General features: G+C 65.6%; 9 protein-coding genes. 2 read left to right on the top strand and 7 right to left on the bottom strand.

What is annotated here, in order from left to right; translation table 11 throughout:
* The first annotated feature begins 9 nt into the window (after positions 1–9).
* A complete protein-coding gene (gene aroC, locus ACFWP0_RS20585; RefSeq protein ID WP_377845131.1) occupies positions 10–1,077 on the top strand; it encodes a chorismate synthase in 1,068 nt (355 codons plus the stop codon).
* 36 nt (positions 1,078–1,113) lie between these two features.
* Positions 1,114–1,953 carry a M48 family metallopeptidase gene (locus ACFWP0_RS20590; protein ID WP_377845133.1) on the top strand — a complete coding sequence of 280 codons (840 nt, stop codon included), beginning with the start codon at positions 1,114–1,116 and terminating at the stop codon, positions 1,951–1,953.
* 24 nt (positions 1,954–1,977) lie between these two features.
* Here ACFWP0_RS20590 and ACFWP0_RS20595 read toward each other — a convergent pair whose 3' ends face one another.
* The 7 genes from ACFWP0_RS20595 to ACFWP0_RS20625 all read right to left on the bottom strand — a co-directional run bounded on the left by ACFWP0_RS20595 (position 1,978) and on the right by ACFWP0_RS20625 (position 20,447).
* Entirely contained in the window at positions 1,978–3,945 is a 1,968-nt protein-coding gene (locus ACFWP0_RS20595; protein ID WP_377845134.1) for a LapD/MoxY N-terminal periplasmic domain-containing protein, read from the bottom strand.
* A 17-nt stretch (positions 3,946–3,962) separates the two neighbouring features.
* Positions 3,963–4,646 carry a transglutaminase-like cysteine peptidase gene (locus tag ACFWP0_RS20600; RefSeq protein ID WP_377845136.1) on the bottom strand — a complete coding sequence of 228 codons (684 nt, stop codon included), beginning with the start codon at positions 4,644–4,646 and terminating at the stop codon, positions 3,963–3,965.
* A gap of 102 nt (positions 4,647–4,748) precedes the next feature.
* A complete protein-coding gene (locus ACFWP0_RS20605; protein ID WP_377845137.1) occupies positions 4,749–15,896 on the bottom strand; it encodes a retention module-containing protein in 11,148 nt (3,715 codons plus the stop codon).
* A gap of 84 nt (positions 15,897–15,980) precedes the next feature.
* Positions 15,981–16,637 carry a LuxR C-terminal-related transcriptional regulator gene (locus ACFWP0_RS20610; RefSeq protein ID WP_377845139.1) on the bottom strand — a complete coding sequence of 219 codons (657 nt, stop codon included), beginning with the start codon at positions 16,635–16,637 and terminating at the stop codon, positions 15,981–15,983.
* A 19-nt stretch (positions 16,638–16,656) separates the two neighbouring features.
* Positions 16,657–18,078, bottom strand: a complete 1,422-nt coding sequence (locus ACFWP0_RS20615; protein WP_377845141.1) for an HlyD family type I secretion periplasmic adaptor subunit — start codon at positions 18,076–18,078, stop codon at positions 16,657–16,659.
* 7 nt (positions 18,079–18,085) lie between these two features.
* Positions 18,086–20,251, bottom strand: a complete 2,166-nt coding sequence (locus ACFWP0_RS20620; protein ID WP_377845143.1) for a type I secretion system permease/ATPase — start codon at positions 20,249–20,251, stop codon at positions 18,086–18,088.
* A complete protein-coding gene (locus ACFWP0_RS20625; protein ID WP_377845144.1) occupies positions 20,235–20,447 on the bottom strand; it encodes a hypothetical protein in 213 nt (70 codons plus the stop codon). Before ACFWP0_RS20625 ends, ACFWP0_RS20620 begins: the two co-directional genes overlap by 17 nt.
* Between the last annotated feature and the right edge of the window lie 25 nt (positions 20,448–20,472).

Here is a 20,472-nt window from a genome sequence, read left to right on the forward strand (position 1 = left end):
TGATTCCCTATGCCCGGCAACACCCTAGGTACCCTCTTTACCGTCACGAATTTCGGCGAATCCCACGGGCCGGCCATCGGTTGCGTCGTGGATGGCTGCCCTCCCGGGCTCGCGCTCGACGCGTCCGACATCCAGCTCGAACTGGACCGCCGCCGTCCCGGCACGTCGCGCCATGTCACGCAGCGCCAGGAAGCCGACCAGGTAGAGATCCTGTCCGGCGTCTATGAAGGGCTCACTACCGGTACGCCGATCGCGCTTCTGATCCGCAATACCGATGCGCGCAGCAAGGACTACTCCAATATTGCCGACACCTTCCGTCCGGGTCACGCCGACTACGCCTATTGGCGCAAATTCGGCATGCGCGACCCGCGCGGCGGAGGCCGTTCGTCGGCGCGGCTGACGGCGCCAACCGTGGCGGCCGGCGCGATTGCCAAGAAATGGCTGTCCGAGGAGCACGGCGTCAAGGTGCGCGGCTACATGAGCCAGCTTGGCCCCATCGCGATTCCCTTCGTCTCGTGGGACGAAGTGTCCAACAACCCCTTCTATGCGCCCAATGCCGAGATCGTCGCGGAACTGGAGGCCTATATGGACCAGTTGCGTCGCGACGGGGACTCCGTGGGCGCGCGCATCGAGGTCGTGGCCGAGAACGTGCCCGCAGGCTGGGGCGAGCCCATCTACGACCGTCTCGATGCCGATATCGCGCACGTCATGATGGGCCTGAACGCGGTCAAGGGCGTGTCCATCGGGGCGGGCTTTGACTGCATCGCGCAGCGCGGTTCGGAGCACGGCGACGAAATCACGCCCGACGGATTCCTCACCAACCATGCGGGCGGGGTGCTGGGCGGGATATCCAGCGGCCAGCCCGTCACCGTATCCTTGGCGATCAAACCCACGTCCAGCATCCGCGTCGAGCGCCGCTCGGTCAACCGCGCCAATGAGCCGGTCATGGTGCAGACGCTGGGCCGCCATGATCCTTGCGTCGGCATCCGGGCAACCCCGATCGCCGAAGCCATGCTTGCGCTCGTGCTGATCGACCACGCCCTGCGTCATCGCGGGCAGTGCGGCTCGACGGTCTGATACGCTTCTCGCTGTTGAAATGGCTTGGAGGCCGACATGAACCGGAAACCTAACTTTCTGCGCAATGCCGGGGCCGTGCTGTCGCTGGCCGTCCTGGCGGGCTGCACGGGCATGAACACCACGCAGTCCGGCGCCGTTGGCGTCAACCGCACCCAATATATGTCCAGCATGGTGCCGTCGCAGGCGCTGGACCAGGAGGCGGCCCAGCAGTACACCGACATCCTCAAGCAGGCCCAGTCCAAAGGCTTGCTGGATCGGGATGCCCAGCAGCTGGCGCGGGTGCGCGCCATCTCCCAGCGCCTGATCGATCAGGCGGACGTGTTCCGCCCCGACGCGGCCGGCTGGAAATGGGAAGTGCATGTGCTGTCCAGCGACGAGGTCAACGCCTGGTGCATGCCGGGAGGCAAGATCGCGGTCTACACGGGGCTGATCGCAAAGATCAAGCCCTCCGACGACGAACTGGCCGCGGTGCTGGGCCACGAGATCTCCCATGCGCTGCGCGAACATGCGCGCGAACGGGTGTCCCAGCAGATGGCAACCGATCTGGGCTTGTCGGTGCTGTCCATCGCCACGGGCTCATCCGTGGCTTCCGACCTGGGCGGGGAATTGACCAGCGTGATGTTCACCCTGCCCAACAGCCGCACGCATGAGACCGAGGCGGACCGGATGGGCGTGGAGTTGGCGGCCAGGGCAGGCTATGACCCGCGCGCCGCCGTGACGTTGTGGCAGAAGATGGGCTCGGCCGCCCAGGGCAATTCACCGCCCGAGATCCTCTCCACCCATCCTTCGGCGGCCTCGCGCATCAGCGACCTGCAAGCCGCCGCGCAGAAAGTGATGCCGCTGTACGAGCAATCCAAAGGCACAGCCGCCCGTTGAACGGGCGGCCGGGCGCGGGGCGGCTTATGCCCCGCTTGCCGCGGTCTTGACCCCCGGACCCCGCATGATGCCGATGCCCAGGCTGGCCAGGATGCGCTGGGTTTCGGCGTCCGGCACGTCTTCCGCATAGACCGCGATGTGCAAGGCCCGCGCCGTTTCCAGCACGGACGCCGTCAATTGCTGGCTGCCGGGGCTTTGCGACATGCCGCCCACGAAACCTCCGCCCAATTTCACGTAGGCCAGGGGAAGCGTGTGCAATTGCGCCACGGCGCCGAATTGCTGCGCCAGCCGGCGCACGCCGATATGGGCGCCAAATTCCGAGGCGACGCGCGCCAGCGCGGCAATCTGCTCGTGGCATTCGACCAGGCCGTGCGCATCGATTTCCAGGAACAGGCGGCGCGCCAGCGGCCGGCGCTCGGTCAGCAGCAGGGCCAGTTGCCGCAAGAACTTCTGGCCACGCAACGAGGGCAGGGCCACGCGCACCGCCAGCTCGCCCTCGTGGGAGGCCAGCCAGTCCAGCCCCAGGCGGACGGATTCCAGGTCGCAATCGGCCACCAGGTCCAGGCGCACGGCGGGCGGGATGAACAGCGTGGCCGGGATCGGCACCTGGTCGGCGGCGGTGCGCAGCATCAGCATCGCCTCGGTCCGCACCGTGCGCCCGTCCAGCGCCAGCAGGGGCTCGGTCGCCAGTTCGAAACGGCGGTCTTCCAGTGCGGACAGGATGGCGTCCTTCCAGGCGCGCTCTCCGGATTCCGAAGGCGACTGCATATCGGTCGCGCCCGCGATCACGACTTGGTCGTTGCCGGCGCTTTCGGCGCGCATCAGCCCGAAATCCAGCCGCGCGAGCACCGGGCCGGCCTGGCTGCCGTGCCCGTAGTCGGTCATGGCCTGCGCCCAGCGGCACAAATGGCCTTCGCCGACGGGAATGCGCGAGGCGTGCAGGTCGGCCCGCAGCTGTTCCGCGACCATCATTGCCTGCGGCGCCGCGCAGCCGGGCAGCAGCAACGCGAAGTCCGATCCGTTCAGGCGGGCCAGCAGGGGCGCGGCCACATGCATGCTCTTTAGCGTGCCGCGGATGCGTTCGCATGCCGTGCGCAGCCATTGGTCGATGAATTCGCGGGGCATATAGCGGTTCAGGTCGGCCAGGTCGCGTTGACGGAACACCAGCACGTGGCCGCCGTCGACGCCGCGCGCCGCCGCCGTCGCCGGCTTCGTTTCCAGCGCGCGACGGAACTCGTTGACGAAGTATTTGCGGTTTGGCAGGCCGGTCACCGGATCCTGGTTCAATTCCAGCTCAAGCGATTCGATCTTGGCGTTCTGCTCTTCGACGCTGGCATGCACGCGCTCGCGCGTCTGGTTCAGGGCTTGGACGACGCCGGACAGTTCGGGCACGCGCGCCTCCATCTGCTCGGGCGGGGCGTCGCGGCCGATGCTGCGGACGTGGTCGCTGATCTCGCGCAGCAGGCGGTTCTTGATCCAGCCTACCAGCACAAAGGCGAAAACCGCCCAGAGAATGCCCGCGCCCACCACCAGCGCGATCATTTTCAGGCTGCTGCGCCATAGCGCTTCCCAAGCATAGGCGTCATTGGCGATCAGCGTGACCTCGCCGATCTGCCGCCATCCGTCGCTGACGGCATGCGTGGCCGCCTGCGCATCCAGCGGCGCCAGCGTCCGGAACCAAACTGGCACCGAAGCCGCGCTGGCCGTGGACTTGCGCTCGATCAGGACCCGGCCTTCCGGGTCAGTCAGCCGCACCAGCGAAAAATGCCCGCCGTCATACAGCGCCGACACCAGCAGTTCCTGGACCACGGGATCATTGTTCGCGGGTTGCGACAAGGACAGCGCCAGCGACACCGCGGCATCGGTGCTTTGCACCTGGAGCTGGCCGGACAGGTATTCGCGCGCGGAGTTGATGCTGAGCGCCAGTGTGCCCAGCAGGATCACGCTGATGGCAAGGGTCACGCTGAGCAGTAGCTGACGAAGTATGGACATAGTCTTGTTTCCGGACATCAGGGGCGGATGCCTTCCCGTTCCATGCGTTGAAGTAGATCACGCCAGCGGCTGAGGCGGTCAACGGGGGCGGCGGCTTTTCCGTCCACGTAGACGCCGTCGGCGTTGAAACTGAATACCGGCGTCAGGTCGCGCCGCTGCGTGGCCGGCAGGATGGTTGAGATCAGGCTGTCCAGCACCAGCGGGACCGCATTCGGCGTTTCGTAATAGCCCAGGACCATGTGGGCTATCTGGCTGCTGCTGGCTGGTCCGCCGACGCGCGCGCGGACATAGATGAAGCGCAGCTTGTTGGCCGGGACGCCAAGCGCCAGCAAGGTGAAGTACTTGCCGATGACATAGTCTTCGCAATCGCCCGCGCCTCTGCCCAGCGATTCCAGCGGCGTCGCCCAATAGTCCGCCTGCTTCCAAATGAGGGAGTCTTCGCCAGAGAGCAGGGCGCGGTTCCAGAAATCGTTCGCCACCGTCAGCCTGTCCTTTTCGGGGGCGGGCGCGGGATCGCGCATCAGCTGCAGCCAGGTCGAGACCGACTTGGAGCCCTTGGCGCCGTAGCGGCTGGCCGACAGGCTTTGCAGCCGGTCGGAATTGACTTCCAGAGCGGAACTGCCGCCCCAGCCGCAAGCCAGGCATAGCAAAGCCAATCGGCACAGAGTCAGCGCGCTTCGGTAACGGCGGGTCGATGGCATGAAACGGATTTTCACATTTTTCCGGGCATCTTAGATGCGCCCTTGGAAAAAATGCGCCATGCGGGCGGGGCAGGCCGCTGCCGGCCAGCCCCTTGTCGCGGTTTAGTGGTCGACGTTCAGCTTCCCCTTCTGCAGCAGGTCATTGATGATGGCCTGGTTGCTCATGAGCTGACCGTGGGCGTCATGCGTGAGATCGACGTTCTCCAGCACGATCTTCTGGTCGGCGCCCTGGCTGATCTGGCCCTTGGTGTTGATTTCGACAACCGTGTTGTTGGCGTTGGCCGGATCCTGCTTGAAGTTCAGGTACTGCGTCAGGGTGCCGTCCTTTTCGCCGATGAGCAGATCCTTCAGGTCCAGCACATCTCCGCCGTCGGCCGGCTTGGCCAGGGAGAAGTCCTTGATCCGGTCGACTGCCGGACCGGCGGTCGTTCCCTGGTCATTGAACTCCCAGCGGAAGGTGTCGGCGCCGTCGCCGCCGATAAGGGTGTCGTTGCCCTTGCCGCCGACCAGCACGTCATTGCCCTTGCCGCCGTCGAGCGTATCGTTGCCGTCGCCCGCCAGCAGGATCTCGGCCTTGTTGGTGCCGACCAGATGGCCTCCCGCCTGATACTCCACCGAAACATTGGCGCTGTCGTTGTGGCCATCCGCCGTATGGATCGTGTAAGAGCCATTGGCCACGTTGTCCGTCGTGGGAGCCGCGCGGGAGTAGTCGACGGTCATCGTGAGCAGGTAGTCTTCCTCGCCGGTACCGCCCCAGCCCGAGCCGTTGTCGTCGATGTTGACGATGTGGATTTCGTAGCTGGCACCCGTCGTGGTGCTGATGGTTTCGCCGTTCTCCAGCAATTTGTAGCTGTCGGAACTTCCTGCCAGGCGATATTCCATACGGATCCAGCCGGCCTGCAGGTCATGGCTCAGCGTGAGAACTTCACCGGCCAACAGGGCAATAGTGATGGTGTCCTGATCATTGCTGCGGTTCGCGCCGACGGAAGCGAGATAACCGTCCACCTTGATCTGCGCGCGATCCTGGCCGATCTTCGCGAAATCGCCGCGGTTGACCGTCAAGAATTTGTTCGCATTGTTGCTGCTGCCGGTGCCGTCGAAATCAAGCTTGGCGACGTTGCGGGCCGTGAAATCGCCTCCCTTGTCCTTCCAGCCGGTGTTCACCGTCAGCGGCCCCATCGTCAGCGAGCCCGTGCCGCGCACGTCGTTGGCGAGCAGCGATCCGGCCTGCACTGTCAGTTGTGCACCCAGGATGTTGGTGATGATGCTGTCATTCACCGCGTCCGGCGCCTGGTAGACCGGCGCCGTCACCGTCAGCGTGAGGCTGGAGCTTGCCGTGTCGCCGTCGCCGTCCCTGACCGTGTACTGGATGGTGTCGGTGCCGGCGCTTTGCGGCTGATAGCGATAATCGCCCAGGTTTTCGCCCGCCAGGTCGATGGTGAACTTTCCATGCGACGTCGTCACCGTCAGTTCGGATTTGGCCGAATCGAAGGTGTAGGTCGCGCCGGAGCTGGCTGTTACCTTGTTGGTCGCGGCGTCGTAGTTGTACGTCTTGCCGTCGATCACCAGCTGCGTGATGCGCGCGCCGTTCAGGTCGGCGCCCAGCGTGCCACCCGTGGAGATGTCGCCGGTGATGGGCGGCGCGATGGTGTCCGCGATCGCCGTATCCAGGCCATTCAGGTTCTTTACGATGATCGTGTTGCTATCCGCCGGCTTGTTCGGGTTGTAGGAAACCGGATCAATGTACGTGCCGGTGGCGCTGGTGCCCAGGCCGATGCCGTAAGAATTGATATGGTTGTCCGCGAGGAACTTCTCCCATATTGCCTGCTGTTCGGCGTAGACGGGACCATTCTCCGGATTCCCATCGGTGAAGAAGTAGGAGATGTTCTGGACATTGGCGCCTTCCAGCTTGCCCGTGCCAGAGTTGTTCCATGCGTTCATCGCGGCGTTCAGCGCGGCCTCGTAGTTGGTGCCACCGCCATAGCTCAGCCCGTCGACGAGCGCCTTGGCGTCCGCCAGCGACATCCAGCCGCCTCCCTTCTGGCCGGCGGACGAGTTGAACTCTACGATCATGATGCGCACGTCGCCGGCCTCGCCGTACTGGTCGAGCAGCTTGCCAACCGAGGACTTCAGCACCTCCAGGCGCGAGAGTTCACGCCAGCCGCTGTAGACGCCGCTTCCGTAGTTCATGCTGCCGGAAGTATCCAGCGTGAGCATGATGTTGGTGCCGTGCGACGCCAGCGCCGAGCTTTCGGCAATTGGCGCGAGTTTGGGCGCCGTGTCGGTGACCAGCACGCCCAGGTCGCCCGTGGCCTTGCCGCCGAACTTGTCCTCGACCGTGATCGTGAAGTGGTCCTGGACGTTGGTGTCGTCGCCGGTGTGTTGCTGCGGGCCGCTGGTCTGGTAGGTGTAGGTCACCTTGCCGGTCGCAGCGTCATAGCCCGTGAGCGTGAGCGTGCCCTTGCTGGTGGTCAGCGTGACCGGGTTGTTCGCCAGGTCGGCCAGGCGGTCCAAGGTAAGCGTCGCATCCGCATTGCCCGTGCCGTCGAGGGTTATCGATTTCAGTCCGGCCTGAGCAGTGATGGTGAAAGAACCGCTTCCGGTTGCCTGCGCTTCCGACACGCTCAGCGCGCCCGGCGCGCCGGCGTTGTTGTCTTCGATGGCCAGGCTCGGCCCGGTCGGCTCCACGCCGCCGACCTGGAACTGGCCATTGGCATAGTCGCCATCGGCGTCCGTGACGCGGTACGTGAAGTCGATCAAGTCATTGGCGGTGCCGTTCATGGGCTGATACTGGAAGAACTCCCACTTGCCGGTGGCTGGCGTCAGACGGATCTCGAACACCAGATTGCCGGAGGCGTCCAGTCCCTGGATCAGGTTGCCGTTGGCGGCCACATTGGTCGTGATGGCGCCGCCATCGCGCGTGGTCAGGCCGCTTTCAACGCCCGTCAGCTGCAGCTTGCCGGCGCCGTCCGCGCCGTAGGCATACTGCAGGTTGCCGTCGGCATAGGCAATGGCCTGGACGTCCTGGCTGCCCAGGAACGTCACGCCCGTGACCGTGAAGTCGCTGTTGTCGCTCGACGAGTTCTTGTGATTGTCGGTGGCAGAAACCACGATCGTGTCAAAGCCGCCTTCCTCGACCCGGAAGTTCGCTGCGTAGTCGCCGCCATTCTTGTCGGAGGTAAAGGTGCGTTCGGCGATCAGCACGCCGTCGCGGTAGAAGCGCGCGATGCCGCTTTCCACTTCGCCACCGTACATGGATGCAAAGTCGATGGTCGCGCCGTAGGCGACTTTTCCGCCGGTAAGACGAATCGTCAATTCTTCCGAGGCGCCCTTGCCGTTCAGTTCGCGGTAATCCACCTCGTTGGCGATGTTGTGGTAGGGGGAATCCGTACTCGCCACACCCAGGCCGGATGTGCTCTGGTTCACCTTGGCATTGGTGAGTGTGAGGTCAGAGCTGGAGGTGAAGCCCTTGGCCGAAACTTCCACGGCGCCGTTGCCGAACGTGAATTTCCATTGGTTATCGCTGCCGGAGTCGCCCGCGAAGGAGACCTTGCCGGTATAGACGTCGGGAATGCCGGTGGATTCCACGTTGACAGGCGCGTTCTGGCGGACCACGGGCGAATCGTCTTCGATCGTCACGTTCAGGGTCGTGGAAACGGGCGAATTGACGCCGTCTGCCACCTTGACAGTCACGGACAGGCCGAGTGTGTCTTCGCGAGTCGTGTCCTGATGGTCAACCGGCGCGAGCATTTGCACCGTGTACGCACCGGTATTGTCGATCTTGATAACGATCGCGTCGGTGGCGCCGGCGCGGCCGGTCAGGGTTTGGCCATTGTCCGACAGCGTCCAGACGATGGGCACGCCGTCGGAACTGAGATTGCCATTGGCCGGCGCCACCAGCGTGATGGTGTAGGCAGCGTCGCTATTTTCATCGGTGATGTTCAGTTGACCGCTGGCGCGCGCCGAGTCGGTCGTGTCCGATGTGCCATTGTTGTCTTTGATGCCGCCGCTCAACCCCTCCTCTGACACCGAGGTGGACGAGCTGCCGACAACCGGCGGCTTGTTGATGTCGACGATGGCAGCATTGCCGCTGTCCGAGATGCCGGCGGGCAAGGCCGTACCGCTGGCAGTCTGGCCGGAAAGCGTGGCCTCGAGCGTCATGCTCTCGGCGCCTTCATAGATTCCGTCGGCGGTGGTGGGCACTTGGATCACGATGCCGCCGGTGGTGCCGGCGGGAACCTTGACGCTGTAGGAGCCGTCGGCGTTGGCCGAGACAATCACGGACTGTCCGCCGATCGTCGCCGTGGGCACGCCGTGGTCGGCAGCGCTGATCTGGCCGCCCAGCGTGAAGGTGAGCGTGGTGTCGGCGTCGACGGACTGGCTAAGCGAAACGTTGAAGCTCGCGGTACTGCCTTCAGCCACGTTGCCGGCGTCGGAAACGCTGAGCGTGGGCACATCCTCGCCGCTGCCCTGCGTATCGACAATCACGGCGTTGCCCGTGTCGGTGATGTTGCCGGGCAGGGCGACGCCGCTGGCGGAGTTGCCGCTCAGCGTGGCTTCGAGGGTCAGGTTCTCGCGGCCCTCGAAGGTGGCGTCATCGGTCGTGGGCACGGTGACGACGATGCCGCCCGTGGTGCCGGCGGGCACCGTGATGCTGTAGGAGCCATCCGGGTTGGCCTTGACCGTGGCGGGCTGGCCGCCAATGGTGACGGTGGGGGTGCCCACGTCGCCCGCCTCGATCTGGCCGCCCAGTGTGAAGGTGAGCGTGGTGTCGGCGTCGACCGACTTGGTCAGCGCGACGTTGAAGACGGCATCGCTGCCTTCGTTGACGTCGCCCGCATCAGACACGGTGAGCGACGGCACGTCGGCGCCCGGGTTCGGGTTGGAAGGATCGGTGCTTTCCGTATCGACAATCGTGGCGCTGCCGCTGTCGGTGATGTTGCCAGGCAGGGCAACGCCGCTAGCGGAGCTGCCGCTCAGGGTGGCTTCGAGGGTCAGGTTCTCACGGCCCTCGAAGGTGGAATCATCGGTGGTCGGGACAGTGACGACGATGCCGCCGGTGGTGCCGGCGGGCACGGTGATGCTGTACGAGCCGTCCGGATTGACCTTGACCGTGGCGGGCTGGCCGCCAATGGTGACGGTGGGGGTGCCCACGTCGCCCGCCTCGATCTGGCCGTCCAGCGTGAAGGTGAGCGTGGTGTCGGCGTCGACCGGCTTGGTCAAGGCGACATTGAAGACGGCGTCGCTGCCTTCGTTGACGTCGCCCGCATCGGAAACCGTGAGCGACGGCACGTCGGCGCCCGGGTTCGGGTTGGACGGATCGGTGCTTTCCGTATCGACAATGGTGGCGCTGCCGGTGTCGCTGATGTTGCCGGGCAGGGCAACGCCGCTGGCCGAGTTGCCCGTCAGAGTGGCTTCGAGGGTGAGGTTCTCGCGACCTTCGAAGGTGACATCGTCGGTCGTGGGCACGGTGACGACGATGCCGCCCGTCGTGCCGGCGGGCACGGTGATGCTGTACGAGCCATCCGGGTTGGCCTTGACGGTGGCCGGCTGACCGCCAATGGTGACCGTGGGTACGCCCACGTCACCTGTCTCGATCTGGCCACCCAACGTGAAAGTCAGCGTGGTGTCGGCGTCAACCGGCTTGGTCAGCGCGACGTTGAAGACGGCATCGCTGCCTTCGTTGACATCGCCCGCATCAGACACGGTGAGCGACGGCACGTCCGCGCCCGGGTTCGGGTTGGACGGATCGGTGCTTTCCGTATCGACAATCGTGGCGCTGCCAGTGTCGGTGATGTTGCCAGGCAGGGCCACACCGCTGGCGGAGTTGCCGCTCAGGGTGGCTTCGAGGGCCAGATTCTCGCGGCCTTCGAAGGTGACGTCATCGGTCGTGGGCACGGTGACGACGATGCCGCCCGTGGTGCCGGCGGGCACCGTGATGCTGTACGAGCCATCCGGGTTGGCCTTGACCGTGGCGGGCTGGCCGCCAATGGTGACGGTGGGTACGCCCACGTCACCTGTCTCGATCTGGCCGCCCAGTGTGAAGGTCAGCGTGGTGTCGGCGTCGACCGGCTTGCTCAGCGCGACATTGAAGACGGCGTTGCTGCCTTCGTTGACATCGCCCGCATCGGACACGGTGAGAGACGGCACGTCTGCGCCCGGGTTCGGGTTGGACGGATCGGTGCTTTCCGTATCGACAATGGTGGCGCTGCCGGTGTCGCTGATGTTGCCGGGCAGGGCGACGCCGCTGGCGGAGTTGCCGCTCAGGGTGGCTTCGAGGGTCAGGTTCTCGCGGCCTTCGAAGGTGGAATCATCGGTGGTCGGGACAGTGACGACGATGCCGCCGGTGGTGCCCGCGGGCACCGTGATGCTGTACGAGCCATCCGGGTTGGCCTTGACGGTGGCGGGCTGGCCGCCAATGGTGACGGTGGGTACGCCCAGGTCACCTGTCTCGATCTGGCCGCCCAGTGTGAAGGTCAGCGTGGTGTCGGCGTCGACCGGCTTGGTCAGCGCGACGTTGAAGACGGCGTTGCTGCCTTCGTTGACATCGCCCGCATCGGACACGTTGAGCGACGGCACGTCGGCGCCCGGGTTCGGGTTGGACGGGTCAGTGCTTTCCGTATCGACAATGGTGGCGCTGCCGGTATCGGTGATGTTGCCAGGCAGCGCAACACCGCTGGCGGACTTGCCGCTCAGGGTGGCTTCGAGGGTCAGGTTCTCGCGGCCTTCGAAGGTGGAATCATCAGTGGTCGGGACAGTGACGACGATGCCGCCGGTGGTGCCGGCGGGCACCGTGATGCTGTAGGAGCCGTCCGGATTGACCTTGACCGTGGCGGGCTGGCCGCCAATGGTGACGGTGGGGGTGCCCACGTCGCCCGCTTCGATCTGGCCGCCCAGCGTGAAGGTGAGCGTGGTGTCGGCGTCGACCGGCTTGGTCAAGGCGACATTGAAGACGGCATCGCTGCCTTCGTTGACGTCGCCCGCATCGGAAACCGTGAGCGACGGCACGTCCGCGCCCGGGTTCGGGTTGGACGGATCGGTGCTTTCGGTATCGACAATCGTGGCGCTGCCGGTGTCGGTGATGTTGCCGGGCAGGGCGACGCCGCTGGCCGAGTTGCCCGTCAGAGCGGCTTCGAGGGTCAGGTTTTCACGGCCCTCGAAGGTGACGTCATCGGTGGTCGGGACAGTGACAACGATGCCGCCCGTGGTGCCGGCGGGCACCGTGATGCTGTAGGAGCCATCCGGATTGACCTTGACGGTGGCAGGCTGACCGCCAATGGTGACGGTGGGTACGCCCACGTCACCTGTCTCGATCTGGCCGCCCAGCGTGAAGGTGAGCGTCGTGTCGGCGTCAACCGGCTTGGTCAGCGCGACATTGAAGACGGCGTCGCTGCCTTCGTTGACGTCGCCCGCGTCGGAAACCGTGAGCGACGGTGCGTCAGCGCCCGGGCCGTGGTCGTCCACGATTACGGCGCTTCCAGTGTCGGTGATGTTGCCAGGCAAGGCGATGCCGCTGGCGGACTTGCCGCTCAGGGTGGCTTCCAGGGTCAGGTTCTCGCGGCCTTCGAAGGTGGAATCATCAGTGGTCGGGACAGTGACGACGATGCCGCCCGTGGTGCCCGCGGGCACGGTGATGCTGTACGAGCCATCCGGATTGACCTTGACCGTGGCGGGCTGGCCGCCAATGGTGACTGTGGGGATGCCCACGTCGCCCGCTCCAATCTGGCCGCCCAGCGTGAAGGTCAGCGTGGTGTCGGCGTCGACCGGTTTGGTCAGCGCGACATTGAAGACGGCATCGCTGCCTTCGTTGACATCGCCCGCGTCGGAGACCGTGAGGGCCGGTGCGTCAGCGCCCGGGCCGTGGTCGTCCACGATTACGGCGTTGCCGGTGTCGGTGATGTTGCCAGGCAGGGCGGTGCCGCTGGCGGAGTTGCCCGTCAGGGTGGCTTCCAGGGTGAGGTTCTCGCGGCCCTCGAAGGTGGCGTCATCGGTGGTCGGGACAGTGACAACGATGCCGCCCGTGGTGCCGGCGGGCACCGTGATGCTGTAGGAGCCATCCGGATTGACCTTGACGGTGGCAGGCTGACCGCCAATGGTGACGGTGGGGGTGCCCACGTCGCCCGCTTCGATCTGGCCGCCCAGCGTGAAGGTCAGCGTGGTGTCGGCGTCGACAGGCTTGGTCAAGGCGACATTGAAGACGGCGTCGCTGCCTTCGTTGACGTCGCCCGCGTCGGAAACCGTGAGCGACGGTGCGTCAGCGCCCGGACCGTGGTCGTCCACGATTACGGCGCTGCCGGTGTCGGTGATGTTGCCGGGCAAGGCGATGCCGCTGGCGGAGTTGCCGCTCAGCGTGGCTTCGAGGGTCAGGTTCTCGCGGCCTTCGAAGGTGGAATCATCAGTGGTCGGGACAGTGACGACGATGCCGCCGGTGGTGCCGGCGGGCACCGTGATGCTGTAGGAGCCATCCGGATTGACCTTGACGGTGGCGGGCTGGCCGCCAATGGTGACGGTGGGCAGGCCCACGTCGCCCGTTTCGATCTGGCCGCCCAGCGTGAAGGTCAGCGTGGTGTCGGCGTCGACCGGCTTGCTCAGCGCGACATTGAAGACGGCATCGCTGCCTTCGTTGACATCGCCCGCATCGGAAACCGTGAGCGACGGCACGTCCGCGCCCGGGTTCGGGTTGGACGGGTCAGTGCTTTCCGTATCGACAATGGTGGCGCTGCCGCTGTCGGTAATGTTGCCGGGCAGGGCAACCCCGCTGGCGGAGTTGCCGCTCAGGGTGGCTTCGAGGGTCAGGTTCTCGCGGCCCTCGAAGGTGACGTCATCGGTCGTGGGCACGGTGACGACGATGCCGCCCGTCGTGCCGGCGGGCACGGTGATGCTGTACGAGCCGTCCGGATTGACCTTGACCGTGGCAGGCTGACCGCCAATGGTGACGGTGGGGACGCCCACGTCGCCCGCCTCGATTTGGCCACCCAGTGTGAAGGTGAGCGTGGTGTCGGCGTCGACCGGCTTGGTCAAGGCGACATTGAAGACGGCATCGCTGCCTTCGTTGACGTCGCCCGCATCAGAAACCGTGAGCGACGGCACATCGGCACCCGGGTTCGGGTTGGACGGATCGGTGCTTTCGGTATCGACAATCGTGGCGCTGCCGGTATCGCTGATGTTGCCAGGCAGGGACACACCGCTGGCGGAATTGCCGCTCAGGGTGGCTTCGAGGGTGAGGTTCTCGCGGCCTTCGAAGGTGACGTCATCGGTCGTGGGCACGGTGACGACGATGCCGCCGGTGGTGCCGGCGGGGACGGTGACGCTGTACGAACCATCCAGATTGACCTTGACCGTGGCGGGCTGGCCGCCAATGGTGACGGTGGGGACGCCCACGTCGCCCGCCTCGATTTGGCCGCCCAGTGTGAAGGTGAGCGTGGTGTCGGCGTCGACCGGCTTGGTCAAGGCGACATTGAAGACGGCATCGCTGCCTTCGTTGACGTCGCCCGCATCGGAAACCGTGAGCGACGGCACGTCCGCGCCCGGGTTCGGGTTCGAGGGATCGGTGCTTTCCGTATCGACAATCGTGGCGCTGCCGGTATCGGTAATGTTGCCGGGCAGGGCGACGCCGCTGGCCGAGTTGCCCGTCAGGGTTGCTTCGAGGGTGAGGTTTTCACGGCCCTCGAAGGTGGCGTCATCGGTGGTCGGGACAGTGACAACGATGCCGCCCGTGGTGCCGGCGGGCACCGTGATGCTGTAGGAGCCGTCCGGATTGACCTTGACCGTGGCGGGCTGGCCGCCAATGGTGACGGTGGGGGTGCCCACGTCGCCCGCTTCGATCTGGCCGCCCAGCGTGAAGGTGAGCGTGGTGTCGGCATCGACCGGCTTGGTCAAGGCGACATTGAAGACGGCGTTGCTGCCTTCGTTGACGTCGCCCGCATCGGAAACCGTGAGCGACGGCACGTCCGCGCCCGGGTTCGGGTTGGACGGATCGATGCTTTCCGTATCGACAATGGTGGCATTGCCCGTGTCTGAGATGCCGGGCGGCAGCTGGGCGCCATTGGCGGCCTGGCCGCTGAGGGTGGCTTCCAGGGTCAGGCTCTCGCGGCCTTCAAAGGTATTGTCGTCGGTCGTGGGCACAGCCACTACGATGCCGCCCGTCACGCCGGCGGGAAGCTGGAAGCTGTAGGTGCCGTCTGCATTGGCGGTCACAGCGACGGCTACGCCACCGATGGTGACGACGGGAACGCCGACGTCGCCGGCCTCCACCTGGCCGCCGATTTTCAGCGTGATGGTGGTTTCACGATCCAGATCGATCGTGTTGCCCAGGCTGATGTTGAAAGTTGCGGTTCCGCCTTCGTTCAGCGTGCCGGCATCGGAAACCGAAATCGTCGGCAGGTCGAGCACGCCGGTAATGGTGACCGCGACCGTCGCCGTGGAAGTGGCGCCCGACGGGTCGGTAATGGTGTAAGAAATGGTGGAGGTCGCGGTTTCGCCTTCTCCCAGCGCCGTGTAATCGCCATTGGGGTTGAAGATGTAGGATCCATCGGGAAATACGGTGAACACCCCGCCATTCGACCCCGGGACGGTAAGCCCGGCGTTAGTCATCGGCCGGCCATTGACGGAAGCCAGCGTCAGCGCGTCGCCATCGGCATCGGTGTCGTTGGCAAGCAGATTGCCGCGGATCGGATTGTCTTGACGGGTGGAGATGGCGTCGTTCAGGGCCAGCGGGGGAGTATTCCCCTGTCCAACCACTGCGCCGCCATCGTCGTCTCCGTCTACTCCCGCGCCGGACACTCGGGGCAGGGTATCGTCGCCGCGGGCGGGATTGGGGTAGGCCAGGTCCAGCGGGCTGGTGGTTTCAAGGATGCGGGCCAGGCGGACAAAGCTGCTGCCGCCGGCTTCGCCGCCGCCGGCCACAACGGCGGCGGTGGGGTCCAGTTCGTCGAACGGGTCGCGGCCTGCCTGCAGGGCGGCCAGCAGGCGGTCCGAATCGGTGCCCGAGGGCGGCGCGACGGCGGCTTCCGACGGGTCGGCCAAGGGGCCGGCCATGTCGCCGTTGACCGCCACCTCGCGGCCTTCGCCGATGACGATCGGCATGCCGTTTTCAACCTGAAGCGAAACCGTGGCGCCCGAGGCAGTGACGACGTCGCTGCCCGCCGGGACTTTGCTGCCTTGATGCAGTTCGGTCAGGGACCCGTCGCTATTGCGTATCCACGCGCGACCGGTGATTTCGTTGACGACTGCGGGTGAGGTGTTGGCCATGTTGGTTCCGTTTCAGGGAGTTATCCAAGATGGCCAGATACTAGAGGGCGCCGATGCAGGCGGATATTGTCCTCAAGGACAGGTTCAGGAGGTAATTTTGCTCCGCGCTTGCGCGGGCGCGGAAATGCCATGGACGAGCAGGGCAAGCTGCAGGCGGTCCGTGACCCCGAGCTTCTCGAAAACGGCCGACAGGTGAGCCTTGACCGTACGCTCGGTAATGCCCAGCGCTTCCGCAATCCCGGCATTGGCCTGGCCGCTGGCGGCATAGCGGGCCACCGTGAGTTCACGCTCGGTCAGCAGGCCGCCATCCCAGTCGTAGGCGTCCTGGGCGCGTTCGCTGACCAGCCGGAGCAGGCGGGAAACCAGGGACCGTCCCATCCAGATGCCGCCGGAGGCGACGACGTCCAGGGACTGCGCCAGCGACGCGGCGGGCGCATGGCTGTGGCAGTAGCCGTGGGCGCCGGCGCCCAGCGCCTGGGTGCCCTGTTCGTCGTTCGGGCTGGGGCTGGCAACCACGACATGCAGTCCCGAGAAGGTTGCGGCCCAGATGGGATCCTGCCAGGAGGGCAGGCGAGGCACGTCGGCATCCAGCACCGCCAGGGTCCGGCCCTGCTCGCGCCAGCGTTGCAGGTCGGCCAGGCCTCGCCCGCGGGCGGCCATCCAGCGCGCCGGGTCAAGCGCGCGCCAGTGCTGCCAGAGCAGGTCATCGTGCGTAATCAACAGGACGGGAACGGGTTTCATAAGGCCTTGAAGCTCTCCATTAACGTTCGGTGAAGGCGTTCGCCTTGGCCCGCAAGATGGGCTTGAGCAGGTACTGGAGCACCGTGCGCTTGCCTGTCAGGATGTGAACCTCCGCCACCATGCCGGGGATGATGGGCAGCAGCTTGTCGCCTACCGTGCTGCGGTCCGTGCGGACGCGCACCACGTAGTAGGAATTGCCTTTCTCGTCGGTCACGGTATCCGCGCCGATCTGTTCCACCCTGCCTTCCAGGCCGCCGTACACGGCGAAGTCGTAGGCCGTGAACTTCACTTCCGCCTTCTGGTCCGCGTGCAGGAAACCGATGTCGCGCGGCTGGATGCGCACTTCGAGCAGCAGGGTGTCGTCCTTGGGGACGATCTCGATGATGTCCTTGCCCGGCTGCACCACGCCGCCCACGGTGTTGTTGAACAGCGTCTTGACGGTGCCGCGCACGGGCGCGCGGACTTCGGCCAGCTTGACGCGGTCGGCCAGCGCCAGCTTGCCCTGGCGCAGGGTCGACAGCTTGGTGTTGGTTTCCGACAGCTCGCTGCGGGCCTGGTTGCGGATGTTCAGCTCGGATTCCTCAAGCTTGCTTTGGGCTTCCTTGATCGACGCCTGGAAGCGGTCGATCTGCGCTTCCGCCCCTTTTTGTTCACCGCAGTAGCGGGCCACGTCGCGCTGCAGGCGCAGCAGATCGACCTCGGACACGGCGCCGCTCTTGAGCAGCGGACGGGTCACTTGCAGCTCGCGCGAGGTCAGGCCGCAACTGGCCGACGCCTGGTCGCGCTTGGCGATCGTTTCGCGCAGGTCTTCCTGCCGTTGCTTGAGCTGTTCGCGGGCCACGTTGATCGTGGCGTTCAGTTCCGTATTGCGCGCCTGCCACGCGTTGCGCTCCATTTCCACCAGCCCGGGAGCCTGCGTCAGGACTTCCTCCGGCGCCACGAAGGGCTCGCCGGTGGCCAGCGCCTTCAGGCGGGCCGACCTGGCCAGCAGCGACAGGTATTCCGCGTTGTTTTCGCCCAGCGACGAGGCAAAGCGCGTGGAATCGATCTTCAGCAGGATTTCGCCGGCTTCCACTTCCTGGCCGGGACGGACCAGGATTTCCTCGACGATGCCGCCGTCCAGGCTCTGGATGATCTGGACCTGGCGCGAAGGCACGACCTTGCCCTCGCCGCGGACGACCTCATCGATGAGTCCGGTGCCTGCCCAGAACAGCAGCGCCATCGTGGCCAGCAGGCCTACCCACAGCAGGATGCGCGAACCGCGGGCCTGAGATTCATGGATGACCCATTCCGCGTTGCCGACGTAGTCGGAGCGCTGCTTGGGCTTGCCCTTGTCCGCGCCGTCCAGCAGCCGGTCAAAGAAAAATACGAAGATGTTGCGCGGTGCGCGCCACAAGCTGCCAAACAGGCCGTGCTTGGTTTCGCCAGGATTATTCAGCATGGCTCTCTCAGCTTCCGCGTCCAACGCGTCCTTGACGCAGGGCTTCGACAACTTGCTCCTTGGGACCGTCGGCCACGATATGGCCGTTGTCGATCACGATGAGCCGGTCGACCAGGTCCAGCAGGGCGGTGCGGTGCGTGACCAGCAGGATCGTCTTGGTCGCGCTGGCCTCGCCCAGCCGCTTGCGCAATTGGGCCTCGCTCTGGTGATCCATGTTGCTGCTGGGCTCGTCCAGCAGCAGGATAGGCGGATCGTTGATCAGGGCGCGGGCCACGGCCACCGACTGGCGCTGGCCGCCGGACAGCGATTCGCCGCGTTCGCCGATGAGCATGTCGAACCCGTTCGGGTGCAGGTTGGCGAATTCGGTGACGCCGGCCAGGTTGGCGGCCGCCAGGATGCTGGCGTCGTCGGCGTAGGGCGCGCCCATGGCCAGGTTGTGCTTCAGGCTGCCGTAGAACAGCAGCGGGTCCTGCGGCACGTGGCCGATGGCCCGGCGGACGTCGGCCGGGTCGATCTGGCGGACGTCCACGCCGTCCAGCAGCACGGCGCCTTCGGTGGGCTGATACAAGGCCAGCGCCAGCTTTTCCAGCGTCGTCTTGCCCGAGCCGATGCGGCCGATGACGCCGACCTTTTCGCCGGGCTTGAGCTTGAACGAGACCTTCTTGAGCACCGGCTGCGTGCTGCCGGGATAGGCGAAAGTCACATCGCGGAACTCGATGCCGCCATGAAACACGGGGCGATGCAGGAATTCGGCTTCGGCCGGGCGCTCGATCGGCAGGTTCATGTAGCTGTCGATGGACCCGAGCGAGGTGCGCGCGTTCTGGTACTGCATCAGCAGGCCGGCGACCTGCCCCAGGGGAGCCAGGCAGCGGCCCGCGATCATGGACGCGGCGATGATGCCGCCCATGGACATGGCGGACTCCTGGGCCTGGTACACGCCGATGATCACGACGGCGATGGACACCAGCTGCTGCACGGCCTGCACGAAGCCGACCGTGGACGACGAGATCAGCTTGAGCTTGCCGCCGGTCTGCGCAATGAACTCCGTGGCGCGTTCCCAGTTGCGCTGGATTGCGCCCTGGGCGTTCAGGGTCTTGACGGCTTCCAGGCCGGTCAGCGCTTCCACGAGCGTCGCGTTGCGTTGCGAGGAGGCCTGGAACGAGGACATGGTCAGCGCTTCCATGCGCGCCTGCGCGGCCAGCGACACCAGCAGGATCAGCACGATCGCGACCAGCGGCGGCAGTATCATCCACGGCGATATCCAGGCCAGCGCGGCCAGGAACAGCAGGATGAAGGGCAGGTCGACCAGCGTGGTGATGGTGGCCGAGGCGATGAAGTCGCGTATGGATTCGAACGAACGCAGATTGGCGGCGAAAGATCCGACCGACACCGGACGGCCTTCGAGGCGCAGGTCCAGCACGCGTTCCATGATCTGCGCGGACAGGCGCACATCGACCCGCTTGCTGGCGCTGTCCACCACATGCGCGCGCGCCGTGCTCAGGATCATGTTGAAGATAACCACGAGCGTGATGCCGATCGCCAGCACCCAGAGCGTTTCGACCGCGTTGTTGGGCACCACGCGGTCATACACGTTCATGGTGAACAACGGCATCGCCATGGCGAAGATGTTGATCAGCAGGGCGGCGACGAGCGCGTCGCGGTACAGGCGGCGGTTCTCCAGGATGGCGGCCCAGAACCAATGGCGCTCGCGCACCTTGGCGACTTCCGGCGCGCGGGCGTCGAAGCGGAATTGAGGGCGCACAAAGCACACCAGGCCCGTGTACTGCACGGCCAGGTCGTCCGGCTCCATCTCGATGGAGCTGCCGCCCAGCTCGGGATGGCTGACGACGTACTTGCCGCCGTCCTTCTTGAGCAGCAGGCAGGCGCGTTCGCCGTTCAGCAGCAAAATGGCGGGCAGCAGGTCTTGCGAAATGCTGTCCAGCGTGCGCTTGACGACCCGCGCGGAAAGCTGCGCCCGCGCGGCGGCGCGGGGCAGCAGGGCGGGCGTCAGGCGGTGCTCTTCCAGCGGCAGGCCGGATGACAGGGCCTGGGCGGTCGCCGTCACCCCATGCAGGCGGGTGATTTCAACCAGGCAGTCCAACAGAGGGTCATCGTGCGCGGCGCGAGCGTCCGCGCGCCACTCCCGGGCCGCCAGATCAGATAACTTGTCCATCTTCGTCATCCAACAGGTCCAGATGTTCCGAGAGCCGCGCGCGCTGCTGCTTGCGCTGGGTGAGCTTTTGCTGCGCCTGGATAGGCAGATCCGTCATGCGCAAGGTGCCATTGGCGATCAACGCGTCAATCAAGTCTTCCAGGACGCGGACAAAGTCCGCGTCCAGTTGCGAGAAGTTATTGCCCTGGTTTGCCATTCGGCCTCCTTGCGTCCCCCGCCGT

Source organism: Achromobacter sp. NPDC058515 (assembly GCF_042721735.1).
Lineage (GTDB): Bacteria > Pseudomonadota > Gammaproteobacteria > Burkholderiales > Burkholderiaceae_B > Achromobacter.